This is a genomic window from Nocardia asteroides (genome assembly GCF_021183625.1).
GTDB classification, from domain to species: Bacteria; Actinomycetota; Actinomycetes; order Mycobacteriales; family Mycobacteriaceae; genus Nocardia; species Nocardia asteroides_A.
The window spans coordinates 737,561-755,379 of sequence record NZ_CP089214.1 but is presented as its reverse complement, the minus strand read 5'-3'; the positions used below and the strand labels follow the sequence as shown (position 1 = coordinate 755,379).

General features: G+C 71.9%; 19 protein-coding genes. 11 read left to right on the top strand and 8 right to left on the bottom strand.

Features of this window, described 5'->3' with window-relative positions:
* Nucleotides 1-5: 5 nt before the first annotated feature.
* Entirely contained in the window at nt 6-1,163 is a 1,158-nt protein-coding gene (locus LTT61_RS03765; RefSeq protein WP_233018525.1) for an acyl-CoA dehydrogenase family protein, read from the bottom strand.
* 211 nt (nt 1,164-1,374) lie between these two features.
* Here LTT61_RS03765 and LTT61_RS03760 point away from each other — a divergent pair, with 211 nt between their 5' ends.
* The 3 genes from LTT61_RS03760 to LTT61_RS03750 are packed head-to-tail and all read left to right on the top strand — an operon-like array spanning nt 1,375 to nt 3,874.
* A complete protein-coding gene (locus LTT61_RS03760) occupies nt 1,375-2,265 on the top strand; it encodes an alpha/beta hydrolase (RefSeq protein ID WP_233018524.1) in 891 nt (296 codons plus the stop codon).
* A gap of 29 nt (nt 2,266-2,294) precedes the next feature.
* Nucleotides 2,295-3,395 (top strand): LLM class flavin-dependent oxidoreductase, encoded by a 1,101-nt coding sequence (locus tag LTT61_RS03755; protein ID WP_233018523.1) that lies wholly within the window; start codon nt 2,295-2,297, stop codon nt 3,393-3,395.
* Complete coding sequence (locus LTT61_RS03750; RefSeq protein WP_233018522.1) at nt 3,395-3,874, top strand: flavin reductase family protein; 480 nt, start codon at nt 3,395-3,397, stop codon at nt 3,872-3,874. Before LTT61_RS03755 ends, LTT61_RS03750 begins: the two co-directional genes overlap by 1 nt.
* 33 nt (nt 3,875-3,907) lie before the next feature.
* Here the strand turns inward: LTT61_RS03750 and LTT61_RS03745 are convergent, their stop codons facing one another.
* From LTT61_RS03745 to LTT61_RS03715, 7 genes are all read right to left on the bottom strand, one after another.
* Complete coding sequence (locus LTT61_RS03745) at nt 3,908-4,417, bottom strand: adenylate kinase (RefSeq protein ID WP_233018521.1); 510 nt, start codon at nt 4,415-4,417, stop codon at nt 3,908-3,910.
* 61 nt (nt 4,418-4,478) lie between these two features.
* Complete coding sequence (locus LTT61_RS03740) at nt 4,479-4,835, bottom strand: hypothetical protein (RefSeq protein ID WP_233018520.1); 357 nt, start codon at nt 4,833-4,835, stop codon at nt 4,479-4,481.
* 133 nt (nt 4,836-4,968) lie between these two features.
* A complete protein-coding gene (locus tag LTT61_RS03735) occupies nt 4,969-5,796 on the bottom strand; it encodes a mycofactocin-coupled SDR family oxidoreductase (RefSeq protein WP_233018519.1) in 828 nt (275 codons plus the stop codon).
* The gene (locus LTT61_RS03730; protein WP_233018518.1) at nt 5,793-6,542 is read right to left on the bottom strand and encodes an SDR family NAD(P)-dependent oxidoreductase; all 750 of its coding nucleotides are present in this window, start codon (nt 6,540-6,542) and stop codon (nt 5,793-5,795) included. Before LTT61_RS03730 ends, LTT61_RS03735 begins: the two co-directional genes overlap by 4 nt.
* Nucleotides 6,539-6,931 (bottom strand): MaoC/PaaZ C-terminal domain-containing protein, encoded by a 393-nt coding sequence (locus LTT61_RS03725; protein WP_233018517.1) that lies wholly within the window; start codon nt 6,929-6,931, stop codon nt 6,539-6,541. The genes LTT61_RS03730 and LTT61_RS03725 overlap by 4 nt, the downstream gene beginning before the upstream one ends.
* Entirely contained in the window at nt 6,928-7,383 is a 456-nt protein-coding gene (locus LTT61_RS03720) for a MaoC family dehydratase N-terminal domain-containing protein (RefSeq protein ID WP_233018516.1), read from the bottom strand. The genes LTT61_RS03725 and LTT61_RS03720 overlap by 4 nt, the downstream gene beginning before the upstream one ends.
* Before the next feature lie 71 nt (nt 7,384-7,454).
* Nucleotides 7,455-8,642, bottom strand: a complete 1,188-nt coding sequence (locus tag LTT61_RS03715) for a lipid-transfer protein (protein ID WP_233018515.1) — start codon at nt 8,640-8,642, stop codon at nt 7,455-7,457.
* Nucleotides 8,643-8,786: 144 nt separating this feature from the next.
* Between LTT61_RS03715 and LTT61_RS03710 the strand changes: the two genes are divergently transcribed.
* The 8 genes from LTT61_RS03710 to LTT61_RS03675 are packed head-to-tail and all read left to right on the top strand — an operon-like array spanning nt 8,787 to nt 17,819.
* Nucleotides 8,787-9,614: an SDR family NAD(P)-dependent oxidoreductase gene (locus tag LTT61_RS03710; RefSeq protein WP_233018514.1), complete on the top strand. Its 828-nt coding sequence runs from the start codon at nt 8,787-8,789 to the stop codon at nt 9,612-9,614.
* Complete coding sequence (locus LTT61_RS03705; protein WP_233018513.1) at nt 9,611-10,462, top strand: enoyl-CoA hydratase-related protein; 852 nt, start codon at nt 9,611-9,613, stop codon at nt 10,460-10,462. The genes LTT61_RS03710 and LTT61_RS03705 overlap by 4 nt, the downstream gene beginning before the upstream one ends.
* Before the next feature lie 26 nt (nt 10,463-10,488).
* A complete protein-coding gene (locus LTT61_RS03700; RefSeq protein ID WP_233018512.1) occupies nt 10,489-11,466 on the top strand; it encodes a DUF7065 domain-containing protein in 978 nt (325 codons plus the stop codon).
* 5 nt (nt 11,467-11,471) lie between these two features.
* Entirely contained in the window at nt 11,472-12,674 is a 1,203-nt protein-coding gene (locus LTT61_RS03695; protein WP_233018511.1) for an acetyl-CoA C-acetyltransferase, read from the top strand.
* A gap of 4 nt (nt 12,675-12,678) precedes the next feature.
* On the top strand, nt 12,679-14,796 hold the full coding sequence (locus tag LTT61_RS03690) for a 3-hydroxyacyl-CoA dehydrogenase NAD-binding domain-containing protein (RefSeq protein ID WP_233018510.1): 2,118 nt from the start codon (nt 12,679-12,681) through the stop codon (nt 14,794-14,796).
* Complete coding sequence (locus LTT61_RS03685; protein WP_233018509.1) at nt 14,789-15,931, top strand: acyl-CoA dehydrogenase family protein; 1,143 nt, start codon at nt 14,789-14,791, stop codon at nt 15,929-15,931. The genes LTT61_RS03690 and LTT61_RS03685 overlap by 8 nt, the downstream gene beginning before the upstream one ends.
* Nucleotides 15,928-16,809, top strand: coding sequence for an SDR family NAD(P)-dependent oxidoreductase (locus LTT61_RS03680; RefSeq protein WP_233018508.1), 882 nt, complete (start codon nt 15,928-15,930; stop codon nt 16,807-16,809). The genes LTT61_RS03685 and LTT61_RS03680 overlap by 4 nt, the downstream gene beginning before the upstream one ends.
* On the top strand, nt 16,809-17,819 hold the full coding sequence (locus LTT61_RS03675; protein ID WP_233018507.1) for a phosphotransferase family protein: 1,011 nt from the start codon (nt 16,809-16,811) through the stop codon (nt 17,817-17,819). The genes LTT61_RS03680 and LTT61_RS03675 overlap by 1 nt, the downstream gene beginning before the upstream one ends.

Genomic DNA, 17,819 nt, shown 5'->3' with positions numbered 1-17,819 from the left:
CCGGCTCACAGCCCGAGGCCGCGGCCGACGATCTCTTTCATGATTTCGGTGGTCCCGCCGTAGATCCGGGTGACCCTGGCATCGGCGTAGGCCCGCGCGACCGGCTCCTCGGCCATGTAGCCGTAGCCGCCGTGCAGCTGGACGCAGCGGTCGGCCGCGCGGCCCTGCAGTTCGGTGCACCACCACTTGGCCTTGGCCGCGTCCACGGCGGTGAGTTCGCCCGCGTTGTGCGCCCGCACGCAGGTGTCGACGAAGCACTGGGCGAGGTCGAGTTCGGTGGCGAGCTCGGCGAGCGCGAAGCGGGTGGCCTGGAACCTGCCGATCGGAGTGCCGAAGGCGGTGCGTTCGCGCACGTAGCGCAGGGTCAGCTCGAGCACCGCGCGGGTGCAGGCGGTGGCGTGCACCGCGATCGCGAGCCGCTCCTGCGGCAGGTTCCGCTGCAGCAGCTCGAACCCGGCCCCCTCGGCGCCGAGCCGGTTCGTCTCGGGCACGAAGACGTCGTCGAAGACGAGTTCGGCGGTGTCCTGGGCGTGCTGGCCGAGCTTCTCCAGATTGCGGCCGCGCTCGAAGCCGGGCATGTCGCGCTCGACGACCAGCAGCGAGAGGCCGTCGTGCCTGCCGCCGCCGGTGCGGACGACGGTGACCACCAGGTCGGCATTGATCCCGTTGGAGATGAACGTCTTTCGCCCGTTCACCCGGTAGCCCGGCACCCCGTTGCCGGTGTCGCGCACCGCGGTGGTGGCGATCCCGGAGAGGTCGGACCCGGTGCCCGGCTCGGTCATCGCCACCGCGGCGATCAGCTGCCCGGTGGCGGCGCCGGGCAGCCAGCGGAGTTTCTGCTCGTCGTCGGTGAGCGTCTCCAGGTAGGGGAGCACCAGGTCGTTGTGCGCGCCGAGCCCGGTGCCCGCGCCGCCCAGGTGCGCGGCCGCGATCTCCTCGGCGATCACCACGTTGAAGCGGAAGTCGTCGGCCCCGCCGCCGCCGTACTTCTCCGGGCTCTGCATACCGGTGAAGCCGAGTTCGCCCGCGCGGGCGAATTTCTCGCGCGGCACGATGCCCGCCGCCGCCCACTCGGCGAGGTGCGGCACGAACTCGGCCGCGAGGAAGGCGCGGAAGGAGGCACGGAAGGCCTCGTGGTCGTCGTCGAAGAGGTCACGTCGCATGGTCGTCCCGGAATCGGAGGGAGGTGCGCGCCCGCGCACGATTGAGTTAACGCTAACTTTGGCTATATCGGATGTCAACGATGCGCTTGAGCGCGCTAGTCAGCGAGAAACTCCGAGAAAGCCCTTCAAATGTTAATCGTGACTATGTTACCGTCGTCACACGGCAGAGCGCGGGGGTGCCGTTACCGAAAGAGATCCGAGAGGAAGTCCGATGGCGCGTACCGACCCGCTGGCCCGGGTGGAGAAGATGTATGTCGACGGGTTCCCCGACGCGACCGATGCCTCGATCGAGGAGCTGCGGGCGAGCTACGACGCTCTGCTGCTGCAGTTCCCGGTGCCGGCGAGCGCGACGGTCGCCGAGGGCGAGATCGCCGGGGTGCCGACCGTGACCGTGACCGCCGCGGGCGCGGCCACCGACCGGGTGCTGGTCTGGTTTCACGGCGGCGGCTATGTACTCGGCAGCGCGAAGGCGTTCGCCGAGATGGCGCACGGGCTCTCCCGTGCCGCCGGGGTCACCGTGATCCTGCCGGACTACCGGCGGGCCCCCGAGCACAAATACCCCGCCGCCGTGGACGACGCGGTGCTGGTGGCGACCGCCGTCCTCGAGCAGTACGAGGCGGTGGCTATCGGCGGCGACTCCGCGGGCGGTGGCCTCGCCGTCGCCACCCTGGTCTCGCTGCGCGAGCGCGGCGCCCCGCTGCCCGCGGCCGCGGTGCTCATCTCCCCGCTGCTCGACTTCTCCCGGAGCGGGGCGAGCATCCAAACCAACGCGGCGACCGATATCGCGGTCTCCGACGCCTCGATCACCGATCTCGGCGCCGCCTACCTGCAGGGCGCGGACGAGCGCACCCCGCTCGCCTCCCCGCTCTTCGCCGAGCACCACGACCTGCCGCCGGTCCTGGCGCTGGTCGGCTCGGCCGAAGTCCTGCTCGACGACTCGCGCCGGCTCACCGAGAAGGTGAACGCCGCAGGCGGCTCCGCCGAGCTCTCCGTCTACGACGACATGTGCCACGTCTGGACGCTGTTCGCCTCGATCCTCCCCGAGGGCGCGCAGGCGCTCCACGAGGCGGGCGCCTTCGTCAAGAAGCACATCCAGGCCTGAAATCCCGTTTCTTTAAGGAGTCACCCCCCATGAAGGTCACCTACCAGATGTTCTTCACCGGCAAGTCGCCCGAGCTGAGCGATGCCGAGTTCTACCGCCGCGAGATGGCGCTCGCGGAGCTGGCCGAGCCGCTCGGGTTCGAGGGGATCTGGTGCGTCGAGCACCACTTCGACGGCCCGTACTCCATGTGCCCCGACAACTTCGCGGTGCTCTCCTACCTGGCCGCCAAGACCGAGCGGATCACGCTCACCACCGGCGGCGCGATCCTGCCGTGGAACGACCCGCTGCGGGTCGCGGAGAAGGTCGCGCTGCTGGACAACCTCTCCGGGGGCCGGGTGCAGCTCGGCGTCGGGCGCGGGCTGTCGAAGATCGAGTACGACACCTTCGGCATCGACATGGGCGAGGCCCGCGGCCGCATGGAGGAGAGCCTGGACATGATCCTGGCCGCCCTGAAGTCCGGCACCATGGAGCACAGCGGCGAGTTCTACACCCAGAAGGCGGCGCCGATCCGCCCCGGGCCGGTCAAGGCCATCGCCAACCGCGACGTGGTGAGCATCGCCATGTCGCCGGAGTCGCGGGCCACCGCCGCCCAGCGCGGCACCGCCATCGCCTCCTTCGCCCAGTTCCCGATCGAGGTGCACGCCGCCGACTTCGCCGCCTACCGCGAGGAGTACCGCAAGCACCACGACGGCGAGCCGCCGCGCGTGGTGCTGTCGGACTCGGTGTACTGCTCGGAGGACCCGGTCGAGTGCGAGGCCACCTCCAAGCAGGCCATCTACACCCACTTCGCGCTGACCACCGCGCACTACGGGCTGGACAAGTCGGGGCACTTCGACAACATCAGCGGGTACCAGAACTACGCCGCCATGGCCGACGGCATCGTCGCCGCGGGCAAGGAGGCGGCGGCCGAGGGGTACTGGGCAGCGCAGCTCAGCGGCACCCCCGAGCAGCTGGTGCAGCGGATCGCCGAGCGGTACGAGGCGTTCGGCGACTACGACCAGAACTGCGGCTTCTCCTGCGGCGGGCTGGATCACGGCAAGGCCGAGGCCAGCATGCGGCTCTTCGCCGAGAAGGTGATCCCGGAGTTGAGCAGGCTCGGGATTCCGGTCCGCGTGCCGGCCGCCGTCTGATGTCGGCCGACCTGGCCGGTGCGTTCAAGGACGCGATGGCGGCGGTGTGCACGCCCGTGGCGGTGGTGACGGCGATGGACGGGGACCGCCCGCACGGGACCACGGTCAGCGCCTTCGCCTCGCTCTCCGCGAGCCCGCCCTCCCTGCTCGTCAGCCTGGACCGCGGGTCGGATCTGCTGGCGGTGATCACGGTGAGCGGCGAGTTCGGGGTGAATATCCTCGGGCACGGGCAGTCGGAGCTGGCCGGGAGGTTCGCCCGCAAGGGGGCGGAGAAGTTCGCCGGGGTTGCGTGGTCGGGGGCGGATCGGGTGCCGCGCCTGGACGGGGCGCCCGGGTGGTTCGCCTGCCGGGTGGCGCAGACGGTCGTCGCCGCGGATCACGTGTTGGTGGTGGGGGAGGTGTACGCGGTCGACACCGCCTCCGCCGCGCCGCTGACCTACCACGAGCGGGTGTTCGGGACGCATCACGTGCCCGCGTGATTTGCAGGGATGGCCGGTCGCTCAGGCGGCCGGTCATCCGCGCGGTGGTGTCCCGCGGTCTTTCGTGCCCGCTCGGGACAGGAATTCGTCGACCTCGCGCGGGTTGCGTAGCCGGTGGACCTCGGCTGTCCCGGCGTGATCGGCGATGGCGGCCAGGACGACCGGAAGGCTTCGCCTGCGGTAGCCGAGCAGCCAGCGCCAGAACGCGAGGTTCTCGCGGGAGCGGCGAACGGCGCGCCAGGCGCAGCGCAGGAGGGGGAAGTCCAGGACGACGACGGTGTCGGCGGCGGCCAGCCGCACCGAGAGGACGTCGTAGGGGCCGAGATCGCCGTCGAGTATCCAGCGGTCGGCGGCGATGAGTTGTCGCTGGACGGCCGCCCATCGGTCTTTGGGGATCGGGGTGAGGTCGGCGGGCCAGAAGTGTTTGTCGAGTTCGACGACCGGCAGACCGGTGGCAGCGCCGAGACGTGCGGCGAGGGTGGATTTGCCCGCCCCGCCGCGCCCGAGTATCACGACCTTGTTCATGCCGCCGGGCTGTTGCACGACCAGCAGTGTGCCACGCCGACGACGCCGTGCAGGTACACGAGGACATCCGTGCCGACCGTCAGGCGAAGATTTCGATCACAGTGATCATGCTCAGTGCGACGAAGCCGAGCGCGACCAGGCCGAGGGAGAGGCCGATGACAGCGGGTACCTGCCCGCGTCCGGCGCTCCGCGCGCGAATACTTCCGGAGTAGCCCGCCGCGATCGCGATGCCGATCAACGGCAGCGGTGTGAAGTAGAAGCTCAGCGCATAGCTGAGGGAGGGATCGATCGGCAACGGGGTCACGGCGTTGTTCCCCGCGAGCAAGAACGCCAAGCCACCGCAGACCAGCGCCACCACTGCCCGCCGATTGGAGCGGCGGGCAGGCGGTGGCGGGGGCTGGACGGGGTGTCGCTCGGGTGGAATGGCGTCCGTCATTCATCGATCAGAGCACGAGCCGAAACCGTTGTCCAGAGCTGAATTTCGGAGTCGCCGCAGCTCGATATCGCATTCTGAAGGCCGCACTTTCGCAGCGGCGCTGATCTCGCGGACGGGATCGGTTGCGGCGCGGTCAGAGCCGCCCGCCCGCATCCACGATGTGCTGGGTTCCGGTGACGTACCGCCCCGACTCGCCGACGAGATAGAGCACGGCATTGGTGATGTCTTCCGACTCCAGGGCCGCCACCGGCAGCTTGTTCAACGTCCGCGCCGCCTCCTCGAAGTCGGCCCGGGTCGGTGCCGCCAGATCCGGGCGGAACAATCGGTAGGTAGCGTCGTTGAGGATCATGTCGGTGGCGACCGTGGTCGGGTGCACGGTGTTCACCCGGATGCTCTGCGGCGCCAGCTCCTTGGCGAGCACCCGCATGAGCCCGACCAGCCCGCTCTTGGCGGCGCTGTAGTGCGCCATGTTCTCGTTGGTCGCCTGCGCGGCGAGCGAACTCACCAGCACCACCGACCCGCCGCGCCCACCGGCGACGATGTGCGGCACCGCGGCGCGGACCGTGCGCCACTGCCCGGTGAGGTTGATGTCGATCATGGTCGTCCACATCTCGTCCGACATCTCCAGCGTGGGCGCCATGCTGGAGATGCCTGCGTTGACGATCACAATGTCGAGCCTGCCGAGCTCGGCCACGCCGGCGTCGGCGGCCTGTCGGAGCGCGGCGAGATCGCGAATGTCGGTATCGGTGGCGAGGATTCGGCGGCCGGTGGCTTCGACGAGGCGGACGGTCTCGGCGAGGTCGCCGGGGTCGGCGGTGGGGTAGACGACGGTGTCGATGGGCTGGCAGATGTCGATGGCGATGATGTCGGCGCCCTGTTCGGCGAGGCGGAGCGCGTGGTTGCGGCCCTGGCCGCGGGCGGCGCCGGTGATCAGGGCGACCTGCCCGGTGAATGAGCTCATGTCGGTTCCTTCGAGAGCGCGCGGTGGACGTCGGGGTAGCGCATGAGGTGCGCTCCGCCGTTGAGGTCGAGGGTTTCGCCGGTGAGCCACGCGGCGCGGCGCAGGTAGAGCGCGGCGTCGGCGATCTCCTCCGGGGTGCCGGTGCGGCCGAGCGGGGTGTTGGCGAGGTAGTCGGCCTCGAGGCCGGGGAACTGGAGCGAGGCGGCGGTGAGGGGGGTGTGCACCAAGCCGGGGGCGATGGCGTTCACGCGGATGCCGCGCGGGGCGAGTTCGAGCGCGGCGACCTGGACGAGCATGCCGAGCCCGGCCTTGGCCGAGCAGTAGGCGCCCATGCCGATGCCGGGCTGGCGGGCGTTCAGCGAGGAGAGCACGGCGATGGAGCCGCCGTCGGCGAGGCGGGGCGCGGCGTGCTTGACGGTGAGGAACGCGCCGGTCAGGCAGACGTCGAGCACGCGGCGCCACTTGTGCGCGGGGAGTTCGGTGAGCAGCCCGAGGACGCTGATGCCCGCGGTGTTCACGACGAAATCGACCGGGCCGGGGACGGTGGCGAAGAGCGCGGCGACCGACTCCTCGTCGGTGACGTCCACCGCCGCGGCATCGGCCCCGAGTTCGGTGGCGAGCGTCTGCGCGTCGGCGATATTGCGGTCGGCGACGGTCACCGGCGCGCCGTCCGCGACGAGCGCGCGCACGATGGCCGCCCCGATCCCGGAGGCGCCGCCGATCACGACGGCGCGGTCGCCGGTCACGCGTCCCCCGCGATGAGCGCGTGCCCGCGCAGGGTGACGGTGCCGTCGGCGAGCGTGGCGGTGAGCGCCAGCCGGGTGAGCTGCCGCCCGTCGGCGTCGGTCTGCACCCCGTCCGGCTCGGCGGTGATCACCGGCTCGGCGAGCACCGGGGTGATCGCGGTGAAGCGGGTGGCGAGCTCCACCAGCCGGCTCTGCGGGAACGCGTCGGTGAGCGCGCGGCCCAGGTAGGCCATGGAGAGCATGCCGTGCGCGAAGACGTCGTCCACGCCGGACGCACGGGCGGCGTCGATATCGATGTGGATGGGGTTGTGGTCGCCGGAGGCGCCGGCGAAGAGCGCCAGCGTGGTCCGGGTGATCGGCTCCACTTTCAGCGGTGGCACGGTGGTCATGCGGGGTTCCCTCCGTTCCGGATGACGGTGACGCTCTCGAGCTCGGCGACCGGGTCGCCGTCCCTGGTCACCTCGGTGCGCCGGACCAGGAAGTCCAGCGCGCCGCCCGCCTTCGAATAGGCGGCGATGTAGCGGCTGGTGAAGCGCAGCACGTCACCGGCGTGCACGGCGGCGCGGTACCGGAAGGTCTGCTCGCCGTGCAGCACCCGGCCGAGCTCGACGCCGTGCCTGGCGAGATCGCCGAAGACGTCGGAGTTCTCCAGCTCCAGGCCGAACAGGAATGTGGGCGGGGCAAGTACGTCCGGGTGCCCGGCCGCGCGGGCGGCGTCGCGTTCCCGGTAGACGGGGTCGGTCTCGCCGATGGCGTCGGCGAACTGGCGCAGCCTGCCGCGCTCCACGGTCAGCTCCAGCGGCTCCGGAACCACATCGAGAATCCCCTGATCGAGGCTCATGCCGTGTCGACCCGGCACGAGCGAGGGCCCTCCGTGGCTACGCTCCGCTCCCGCCTCCGGGCCTGACTCGCTCATGCCGTCACCTTCTCGTAGAGCGAGACGACGCAGGCCCCGCCGAGGCCGAGGTTGTGCTGCAACGCGATTCGCGCGCCGTCGACCTGCCGGTCACCGGCGCTGCCGCGCAGCTGCCAGACCAGCTCGGCGCACTGCGCCAGCCCGGTCGCGCCGAGCGGGTGCCCCTTGGAGAGCAGCCCGCCGGAGGGGTTGGTCACCACCCGGCCGCCGTAGGTGTTGTCGCCGTCGAGCACGAACTTCTCCGCCGTGCCCTCGGGGGTGAGCCCGAGCGCCTCGTAGGTAATGAGCTCGTTGGTGCTGAAGCAGTCGTGCAGCTCCACCACCGGGATGTCGAGCGGGTCGACCCCGGCCTCGGCGTAGACCTCGGCGGCGGCGCGCTTGGTCATGTCGTAGCCGACCACGGTCATCATGTCGGTGCCCTCGAAGGTGCCCGCACCGTCGGTGACCAGCGACTGCGCCCGCAGCCGGATGCTCGCGTCCAGCCCGCGCGCCTTCGCGAAGCGCTCGCTGCACACGATGGCCGCGGCCGCGCCGTTGGTGGGCGGGCAGCACATGAGCCGGGTGAGCGGGCCCCAGATCCGCGGGGCGGACATCACCTGCTCCAGGTCGATCGGGTCGCGGAACACCGCCAGCGGATTGCGCCCGGCGTGCGCGCGCGCCTTCACCGACACCCGCCCGAACACCTCGGGGCCGACGTCGTAGCGCTCCATGTAGGTGACGCCCGCGCCGCCGAACAGCTTCGCGGCCATGGGCGCGGGCACCTCCCCGCCCGGACGGGCCTGCGCGATCTGCTCGCCGCGCGCGGTCGGGCTCGGCCGGTCGTCGAAGGCGTTCACCAGCGCGCCCGGCCGCATCTGCTCGAAGCCGAGCGCCAGCACGCAGTCCGCGGCGCCGGAAGCGACCGCCTGCCTGGCCAGCCACAGCGCCGAGGAGCCGGTGGAGCAGTTGTTGTTCACGTTCACGATCGGAATGCCGGTCAGCCCGACGTCGTAGAGCGCGTTCTGCCCGGACGTCGAATCGCCGTACACGTAACCGGCGTACGCCTGCTGGACGTCGGTGTAGCTCACCCCGGCATCGGCCAGCGCGGCCGCGACGGCGCCCGCCGCCATCCGCTCGTAGGTCTCGCTCTTGCCCGGTTTGGCGAACGGCACCATGCCGACGCCGCTGATGCACACGGTGCTCATGCGCTCTCCCATCATTGGATCGAATTCGAAATTAACATTACGTCGAACCAACTGCAATGACATGCACATTGACGACCTCAAGCGCTGTAGTTAGTATTCACATTCGTGACTGGGGTCACGAACCGGTCAGGAAGGAGACGTCAGGTGAACGCACAGAGGCTGCAGGGCAGGGTCGCGCTGGTTTCGGGGTCGGGCCGCGGCATCGGCCGCGCGGTCGCCGAGAAGCTCGCGTCCGAGGGCGCCAAGGTGGCTGTCAACGACCTGGATCCGGAGCCGGCCAAGGAGGCGGTGGCCGCGATCGAGGCGGCGGGCGGGCAGGCGGTGGCCTGCGTCGGCAGCGTCACCGACCCGGAGTTCGCCGACCGCTTCGTCGCCACCGCGGTGGACCAGTTCGGCGGGCTCGACATCATCGTCAACAACGCCGGCTACACCTGGGACAACGTCGTCCAGAAGATGACCGACCAGCAGTGGGACGACATCATCGACGTGCACCTGACCGCGCCCTTCCGGATCCTGCGCGCGGCGCAGCCGGTGATCAGCGCGACGGTCAAGCGCGAGCGCGCCGATGGGCTCGCGGTGCCCTGCCGCAAGGTCGTGAACATCTCCTCGACCTCGGGGTTGCAGGGCAACGCCGGGCAGGCGAACTACTCCTCGGCCAAGGCCGGGCTGGTCGGGCTGACCAAGGCGATCGCCAAGGAGTGGGGCCGCTACAACGTCACCGTGAACGCCGTGGCCTACGGCGTGATCAACACCCGGCTCACCTCGGTGACCACCGAGGAGAAGACCATCAAGGTCGCCGACCGGGATATCCGGGTCGGGGTGAACCCGGCGGTCATGGAGGCCGCGACCAAGCAGATCGCGCTCGGCCGGGCCGGCTCCGCCAAGGAGGCCGCGGGCGCGGTGTACCTGCTGTGCAGCCCGGAGTCGAGCTACATCACCGGCGAGATCCTGGTCTGCGGGGGCGGGCTGTGACGGTCGCGGCCGACCGCGAGTACGAGGAGGTCCGGCTGGAGGTCGCGGACGGGGTCGCGGTGCTGACCCTGGACGCCCCGGCCCGGCGCAATGCCATGCGGGTCCAGATGCTCGTCGACGTCCGGCACGCACTCGACCGCGCCGACCGCGACCCGGCGGTGCGCGCGGTGATCCTCACCGGCGCGGGCCCGGCCTTCTCCGTCGGCGCCGAGCTCGACGGGCCGGACACCCTGGTCCGGGCGCTGAACGCCGACGTCGAGGGCCACACCCCGACCGGCTACCGCGAGCCCGCCGGCCGGATCACCGAGCGCATGTTCAGCATGCAGAAGCCGGTGATCGCCGCCGTGAACGGCGACGCCGTAGGTGGCGGCGCCTCGCTGATCGCCGCCGCCGACGTCCGGATCGCCAGCGATGCCGCCCGCTTCGGGTTCGTCTTCACCCGGCGCGGGGTGGTGCCGGAGGGCGGGTCGTCCTGGTTCCTGCCCCGGCTGGTCGGCATCGGCCGGGCCACCGACTGGATCCTCTCCGGGCGGGTCTTCGACGCCGCCGAGGGGTACGCGGCCGGCTACCTGACCCGGATCGTGCCCGCCGCCGACGTGCTCACCGTCGCGCACGAGTACGCGGCGCAGTTCGCCCGCGACACCTCGCCCACCTCGGTGGCGCTGGCCAAGCGGCTGCTCGCCGCGAGCTGGTCCACGCCGCTGCCCGGGCTCGCCGCCGCCGAGGAATCGCGCACCTACGCGTCCCGGGTCGGGTCGCCCGACGCCCGCGAGGGCATCAACTCCTTCCTGGAGCGCCGCCGCGCCGTCTTCCCGCCGCTCGACCCGAGCCCCGCCCAGCGGTTCTAGACCGCACCCGAGACAGAGAAGGGCCCATGAGCTTCACGAACTGCCAGTACGGCGCCGACGCCGAGCAGACCCACGACTTCACCGGCATCGAGAACTACAACGAGAGCGTCTACGTCAACTTCCTCGACCCGGTCTCCCAGCTCGGCGGGCTGCTCCGGATCGGCAACCGGCCCACGCTCGGCTACTCCGAGGCGTCGGTGCAGCTCACCCTGCCCGGCGCCGCCATCGCCTTCCGGGCGGGGCGCGAGCCGAGCGAGACCAACGAGGGCTTCGCGAGCGCGGGGCTGGAGATCGTGGTCAAGGAGCCGACCCGCACGGTGCAGCTGAGCTACCGGAACACCGTGGCCCGCCTCCCGATCCCGGCGCTGCTCGCCGACCGCGGCAGGCAGGCGCTGAAGAACGCGCCGTCGGAGGAGTGCGAGATCGCGCTGACCTTCACCGCGGGCACCCCGCTCTTCGTCACCACCGACGACGACGGCGACTGCACGCCGGGCTCGTCCACCATCGCCAGCGACCATTACGAGCAGTTCGGTCACGTCAGCGGCACGATCCGGGTCGGTGGCCGCACCTGGACCCTGGAGCAGGCCACCGCCTTCCGTGACCACTCCTGGGGCCCGCGCGAATGGGCCTCCTACACCGGTGAGTGGCTCGCCGCCTGGCTGGCCGACGGCACCGCCATCACCGCCTACGGCGAGTTCGAGCCCTCCGGGGTGCGGGCCTCCGGTGGGGCCGTGATCACCCCGGACGGCAGCTTCCACAAGATCCTCGACTACACCGTGCACACCGACTACGCGGGCGAGCCCACCTACGCGGGCCGCCACGTCGCGCTGGTGCGGGCCGAGGGGCTGCCGCTGCTCGTCCTCGACGGCAGTATCCGGCACTTCGTCCCGGTCACCCAGCGCACCGGCGACCGCGCGCTGCGGATGGGCCAGATGACCGTCGACTTCGCGGGCGGGCTCGGCGGCTGGGGCATCGCCGAGTTCCTGCGCCCGATCCGGGGCTGAGCGCCGTGCCGCACGACGTCTTCGTCTACGACGCCTTCCGCACCCCGCGCGGCCGCGGCCGGGGCGGTGCGCTGCACGGGGTCAAGCCGATCACCCTGGTGACCGGGCTGCTCACCGCGCTGCGCGACCGCAACCCGGGCCTCGACCCGGCCCGCATCGACGACCTGGTGCTCGGCTGCGTGAGCCCGCTGCGCGACCAGGGCGCCGATATCGCGCGGATCGCCGCGGTCGCGGCCGGGCTCCCGGACACCGTCGCCGGAATGCAGCTCAACCGGTTCTGCGCCTCCGGGCTGGAGGCGGTGAACACCGCCGCGCAGAAGATCGCCTCCGGCTGGGAGTCGCTGGTGCTTGCGGGCGGGGTGGAGAGCATGAGCCGGGTGCCGATGGCCGCCGACGGCGGGGCCTGGGCCAACGACCCGGAGACCGCGCTCACCACCCGCTTCGTCCCGCAGGGCATCGGCGCCGACCTCATCGCCACCCTGGAGAACTTCACCCGCACCGACGTCGACGCCTTCGCCGCGGAATCGCAGCGCCGGGCCGCGGCCGCCTGGGACAACGGCTGGTTCACCGGCTCGGTCGTCCCGGTGCGGGATCGCAACGGCGTCGAACTCCTCGCCCGCGACGAGCACCCGCGCCGCGGCACCAGCGTGGAGACGCTGGCCGCGCTGAAACCGGCCTTCGCCGGGATGGCGGACTTCGACGCCGTCGCGCTGCAGAAGTACCACTGGGTCGAGCGGATCGAGCACGTGCACACCGGCGGCAACTCCTCCGGCATCGTGGACGGCGCCGCGCTGGTGGTGCTCGGAAATGCCGCTGTCGGAACGGATCTCGGGCTGCGCCCGCGCGCCCGGATCGTGGCGGGCGCGGTGAGCGGCTCGGACCCGACCATCATGCTCACCGGCCCCGCCCCCGCCACCCGCAAGGCGCTGGCCACCGCCGGGCTCACCGTGGACGACATCGACCTGTTCGAGATCAACGAGGCATTCTCCGCGGTCGCGCTCCGTTTCCTGCGCGACCTGGACCTGCCGCACGAGAAGGTCAACGTCAACGGCGGCGCCATCGCGCTCGGGCACCCGCTCGGCGCCACCGGCGCCATGCTCGTCGGCACCGTGGTCGACGAGCTCGAGCGCCGTGACCTGCGCCGCGGGCTGGTGACGCTCTGCGTCGGCGGCGGCATGGGCATCGCCACCATCGTCGAGCGGGTGTGACGCCATGACCGAAGGGGATTCCACCGTGAACGCACCACTGACCGTCCACCACGAGGAGAACGGCGTCGCCGTCGTCACCTTCGACGATCCGCGCCGGAGCGCGAACACCGTGACCGCCGCGTGGGCGGACGCGCTCGAGGCCGAGCTGAATCGGCTTCCCGACGGCCTCACCGGCGTCGTGCTCACCTCCGCCAAGCGCACCTTCTTCGCCGGTGGCGACCTGCACGACCTGCACGCCGCTGGCCCGGCGGATGCCGAGCGGCTCACCTCGTTCGCCGACCGGGTGAAGGCGCTGCTGCGCAGGCTGGAGAGGCTGGGCGTGCCGGTGGTCGCCGCGCTGGCGGGCAGTGCGCTCGGCGGCGGGCTGGAGATCGCGCTGGCCGCGCACCGCCGGATCGCGGTGGATGATCCCGCGCTGCGGGTCGGGCTGCCGGAGGTCACGCTGGGGCTGCTGCCCGGGGGTGGGGGAGTCGTGCGGACCGTCCGGCTGCTCGGGCTGGACACCGCACTGCATCGAGTCCTGTTGTCCGGCCGGACCTTCCCGGTTCGGGACGCCGTCGAGCTCGGCCTCCTCGACGAACTCGTGCCCGACGCGGACGCGCTGCTCCCCGCAGCGTTGGCCTGGATCCGCGCCAACCCGGACGCCACCCAGCCGTGGGATCGCACCCCGGCGGCCGCCGCCGCGGTCGCGGTCTCCGGCGAAGCGGACCTTCCCGGCTACACTGCCCGGCTGCGCGCGGCCGACCGCGACGCTCCCGCGCCCGCCGCGCGGAACATCCTCAGCGCGGCGGTGGAGAGCACCCAGGTCGACTTCGACACCGCCTCCGCCGTCGAGACCCGCTACTTCGTGGAGCTGGCGACCGGCCGGATCGCCACCAACATCATCCAGGGCACCTTCCTGGACCGGCGCACCGTGCGCTCCGGCGCGAGCCGTCCCCCGGGCTTCGACCCGCACGAAGCCCGGTTCGCCGCGGTGCTCGGCGCGGGCATGATGGGCGCGGGCATCGCGCTGGCCTGCGCCGTCGCCGGAATCCAGGTCGCGCTGAAGGACATCGACGCGGCGGCCGCCGAGCGCGGCAGGGATCATGCGCGCAAGGTGCTCGGCAAAGAGGTCGCGGCAGGCAAGCGCACGCGGGAGAGCGCGGATGCCGTGCTCGCGCTCATCACCCCGACCGCCGACGTGGCCGACCTGGCAGGCGCCGACCTGGTGATCGAAGCCGTCTTCGAGGACCCCGGGCTCAAGCACCGCGTCTTCGGCGAGGTGCTCGACGTGATCGCCCCGGACGCCCTGCTCGCCTCCAACACCTCCACCCTGCCGATCACCGGCCTCGCCGACGGCGTGCCGCGCCCGGAGGACTTCATCGGCCTGCACTTCTTCTCCCCGGTCGAGCGGATGGAGCTGATCGAGATCGTGGTCGGCGACAAGACCTCCGACGCCACCCTCGCCGCCGCCTTCGACATCGCCGGGCAGCTGGGCAAGACGCCGATCGTGGTCGGCGACGGCCGCGGCTTCTTCACCAGCCGGGTCATCCTGCAGCGGCTGACCGAGGCCGCCGCGATGATCGGCGAGGGCGTCTCGCCGCACTCCATCGAGCAGGCGTCGCTGCAGGCCGGGTACCCGCTCGGCACGCTGGCGCTGCTGGACGAGGTGACGCTCTCGCTGCCGCTCACCATTCGCGGCCAGTTCCGCGAGACGGGGTTCCTGCCCGAGCATCCCGGTGACGCGGTGCTCACCACGCTCACCGCGCTCGACCGCCGCGGCCGGGTCGCCGGCGCCGGGTTCTACGAGTACGCCGACGGGCGCAGGCAGCGGTTGTGGCCGGGGCTCGCGGAGCTCTTCCCGGTCGCCGCCGAGCCTGCGGAGCTGGGTGAACTACGCGACCGGCTCCTCTTCGCCGAGGCGCTGGAGACCGCGCGGTGCCGGGAGAGCGGGGTGCTGCGCTCGGCCGCCGACGCCAATGTCGGCTCGCTGCTCGGCATCGGCTATCCGACCTGGACCGGCGGCACCGCCCAGTTCGTCACCGGCTACCCCGGTGGACCGGCGGCCTTCGCCGCGCGGGCGCGAGAACTGGCGCAGCGCTACGGTTCCCGCTTCGAGCCGCCGGAGTCGATCGATGCGTAGGGAGCTCTACACCGCCGAGCACGAGGCATTCCGCGGTGCCTTCCGTGCCTTCTTGGACAAGGAAGCGGTGCCGCACGCCGATGCCTGGGAGGAAGCGGGCACGGTGGACCGCGCGTTCATCCGCGCGGCCGCCGAGAACGGCTTCCTCGGCTTCGAATTCGACGCCGAGTACGGCGGGCTCGGCATCGCCGACTTCCGCTACAACGCGGTCATGGCGGAGGAGGTCGTCGCCTCCGGCACGGCAGGCGACACCTTCTCCATGCAGAACGACATCATCGTCCCGTATCTGCGCGACCTCACCACCCCCGCGCAGCGCGACCGCTGGCTCCCGCGCTTCACCGCGGGCGGTTGCGTCACCGCGCTGGCGCTCACCGAACCCGGCGCCGGTTCGGACCTGGCCGCACTCCGCACCACCGCCCGCCACGACGGCGACTTCCTCGTCCTCGACGGCGCCAAGACCTTCATCACCTCCGGGGCGAGCTGCGACCTCGCCCTGGTACTCGCGCGCACCGGCGAACGGAACGGCCGCGGAACATCCTTCGTCGCCGTCGAGGCGGGAACGCCCGGCTTCGAGCGGGGCAGGCCGCTGCACAAGATCGGCCGCCGCGCCCAGGACACCGCGGAGCTGACCTTCACCGGCTGCCGGGTGCCGATCGGCAATATCGTCGGCGAACCCGGCCGCGGGCTGGGCTCGGCCATCGGGAACCTGCCGCGCGAGCGGCTCTCCATCGCGGTCTCCGCGGCCGCCTCCGCCGCGCACGCCCTCGGGCTGGCGCTGGAGCACGTGCGCGCCCGGGTCGCCTTCGGCGCCCCGCTCGCGGAGTTGCAGTCGGTGCGCATGACGATCGCCGAGCTGCACACCGAGATCGAGCTGGTCCGGCACTATGTCGACCGCTGTGTGCTCGCCCTGAACGCGGGGGAGTTGAGCGCCGAGGACGCGGCGGGCGCGAAGTACCGCGCCACCGAACTGCAGTGGGACGTGGTCGACCGCTGCCTGCAACTCTTCGGCGGCTACGGCTACATGGAGGAGTACCCGATCGCGCGGATCTGGCGCGATGCCCGCATCCAGCGCATCTACGGAGGGGCGAACGAAGTGATGAAGGATCTCGTCGGGCGCGCGGTGGTGCGCGGATGAGCGGGCCGGAAAGGGCGCGCGGTCAGGGAGATGCGCTGCTCGAGTCCGCCGACCCGGGCACGGGCGCGGCGCCGATTCCCGCCCGGCCGGGAGCGCCGCTGGCCGGGCGGATCGCGCTGGTCACCGGCGGATCGCGCGGGGTGGGGCGAGCGGTCGCGCTGCGGCTGGCCCGCGAGGGCGCCGCGGTCGCGGTGAACTACCGCCGCGATTCCGCCGCCGCGGACGAGGTGGTCGCGTTGATCCGGCAATCCGGTGGCCGCGCGGCGAGCTACCGGGCCGCCATCGGCGACGACGACGCGGTCGCCGAGATGGTCACGGGGATCACCGGCGATCTCGGCCCGGTCGACCTGCTGGTCAGCAATGCCGGCTCGGCGAGCAAGGGCGCCACCGTCGAGAACACCGCGCAGGCCGACTTCGCCGCGCTCATGCGCGTGCACGCCTTCGGCCCGATCGGGCTGATCCAGGCGTTGCTGCCCGGCATGCGCAAAGCCGCGGCGGGCCCGATCGGCCGTGGCGACATCGTCATGATCTCCAGCAACTCCACCACGACCACCCCGGCCGGCGCCGCCCCCTACACGATGGCGAAAGCCGCCATGGAGACCTGCGTCCGCACCCTCGCCCGCGAGGAACGCCCGCGCGGCATCCACGCCAACATCGTTGCCCCCGGCCTGGTCGCCACCGAGATGGGCAAGCGCCTGGTCTCCGCCGCGCGCGGCACCGACCTCGCCGACCTGGCCGCGACCTCGCCCTTCGGCCGCGTCTGCGCCCCCGAGGACGTCGCGGGCACCGTCGCCTTCCTGGTCTCCGGCGACGCCGGCTACCTCACCGGCCAGCGCCTCACCGTCGACGGCGGCGGCCCCGACGCGGAGCTCTTCTGATGGACACCTTCCTGGACGACCTGACCACCACCCTCGACACCGCGCTCGGCGCCGCGGGCACCCTCCGCCTCACCGAGGTGGACCGGCGCGGCGAGGGCAACTCGTGGGAGACCTACCTGGTCGGTGTGAAATGGGACGGCGGCGAGGCCGATTACGCCGTCAAGCGCAGGCCGCTCAGCGGCATCGTCGCCGAGTACGACGTCGAACGCGAGGTCGCGCTGCTCGGCGCCGCCGCCTCGCTCGGGCTGCCGGTGCCCGCGGTGATCACCCACGACCCGGAGCTCGCCCGCGGCTTCTTCGTCATGGCGAAGGTGACCGGCGCGATCCCGCTGCCCGGCACCGTGACCCGGCTCGTGCCCGCCGAGCGCAGGGAACCGCTCGGCAGGCAGATCGCCCGCGCCATGGCGCTGCTGCACGCCGCCGACCCGGCAGCGCTCGGGCTCGAGCGCCTCGGCCCGGTCCCCGCCGCCGACCGCACCGGTGCGCGGGAGAGCGCGGAGTGGGCGGGGCACTACCGCGAGGTCGCCGACATCCGGACCCCGATTCTGGATCTTGCCCTGGCCTGGCTCGAGCACCGAGCCGATCGGGTCTCCGGCCGGGTAGCGCTGGTGCACAACGACTTCCGCATCGGCAACCTCGTGGTCCGCGACGACGGGCTCGCCGCCGTACTGGACTGGGAGACCGCGCACTTCTCCGATCCGGCCGCCGATATCGCCTGGTTCGCCCAGCGCACCAGCCGCGGCCGCTCGCCGCTGCTGTGCAAGCTCATCGCGCTCGAGCCGTTCCTCGACGAGTACGAGGCGGCGGCGGGCTGGCGGCCATCGGCGGAGACGCTCACCTGGTGGGCGGTGCAGTCGCTGACCAAGACGGCCATCGGCTGCCTGCAGGCGGTGCGCGTCTACAACCGCGGGGAGCGCGACGACCTTCGCTACGCCGCCATGGCGAACAGCGTGTACTACAGCCTCGGCTGGCTCGGGCAGATGCTGCGCGACGGCGAATGGGGGAAGTGA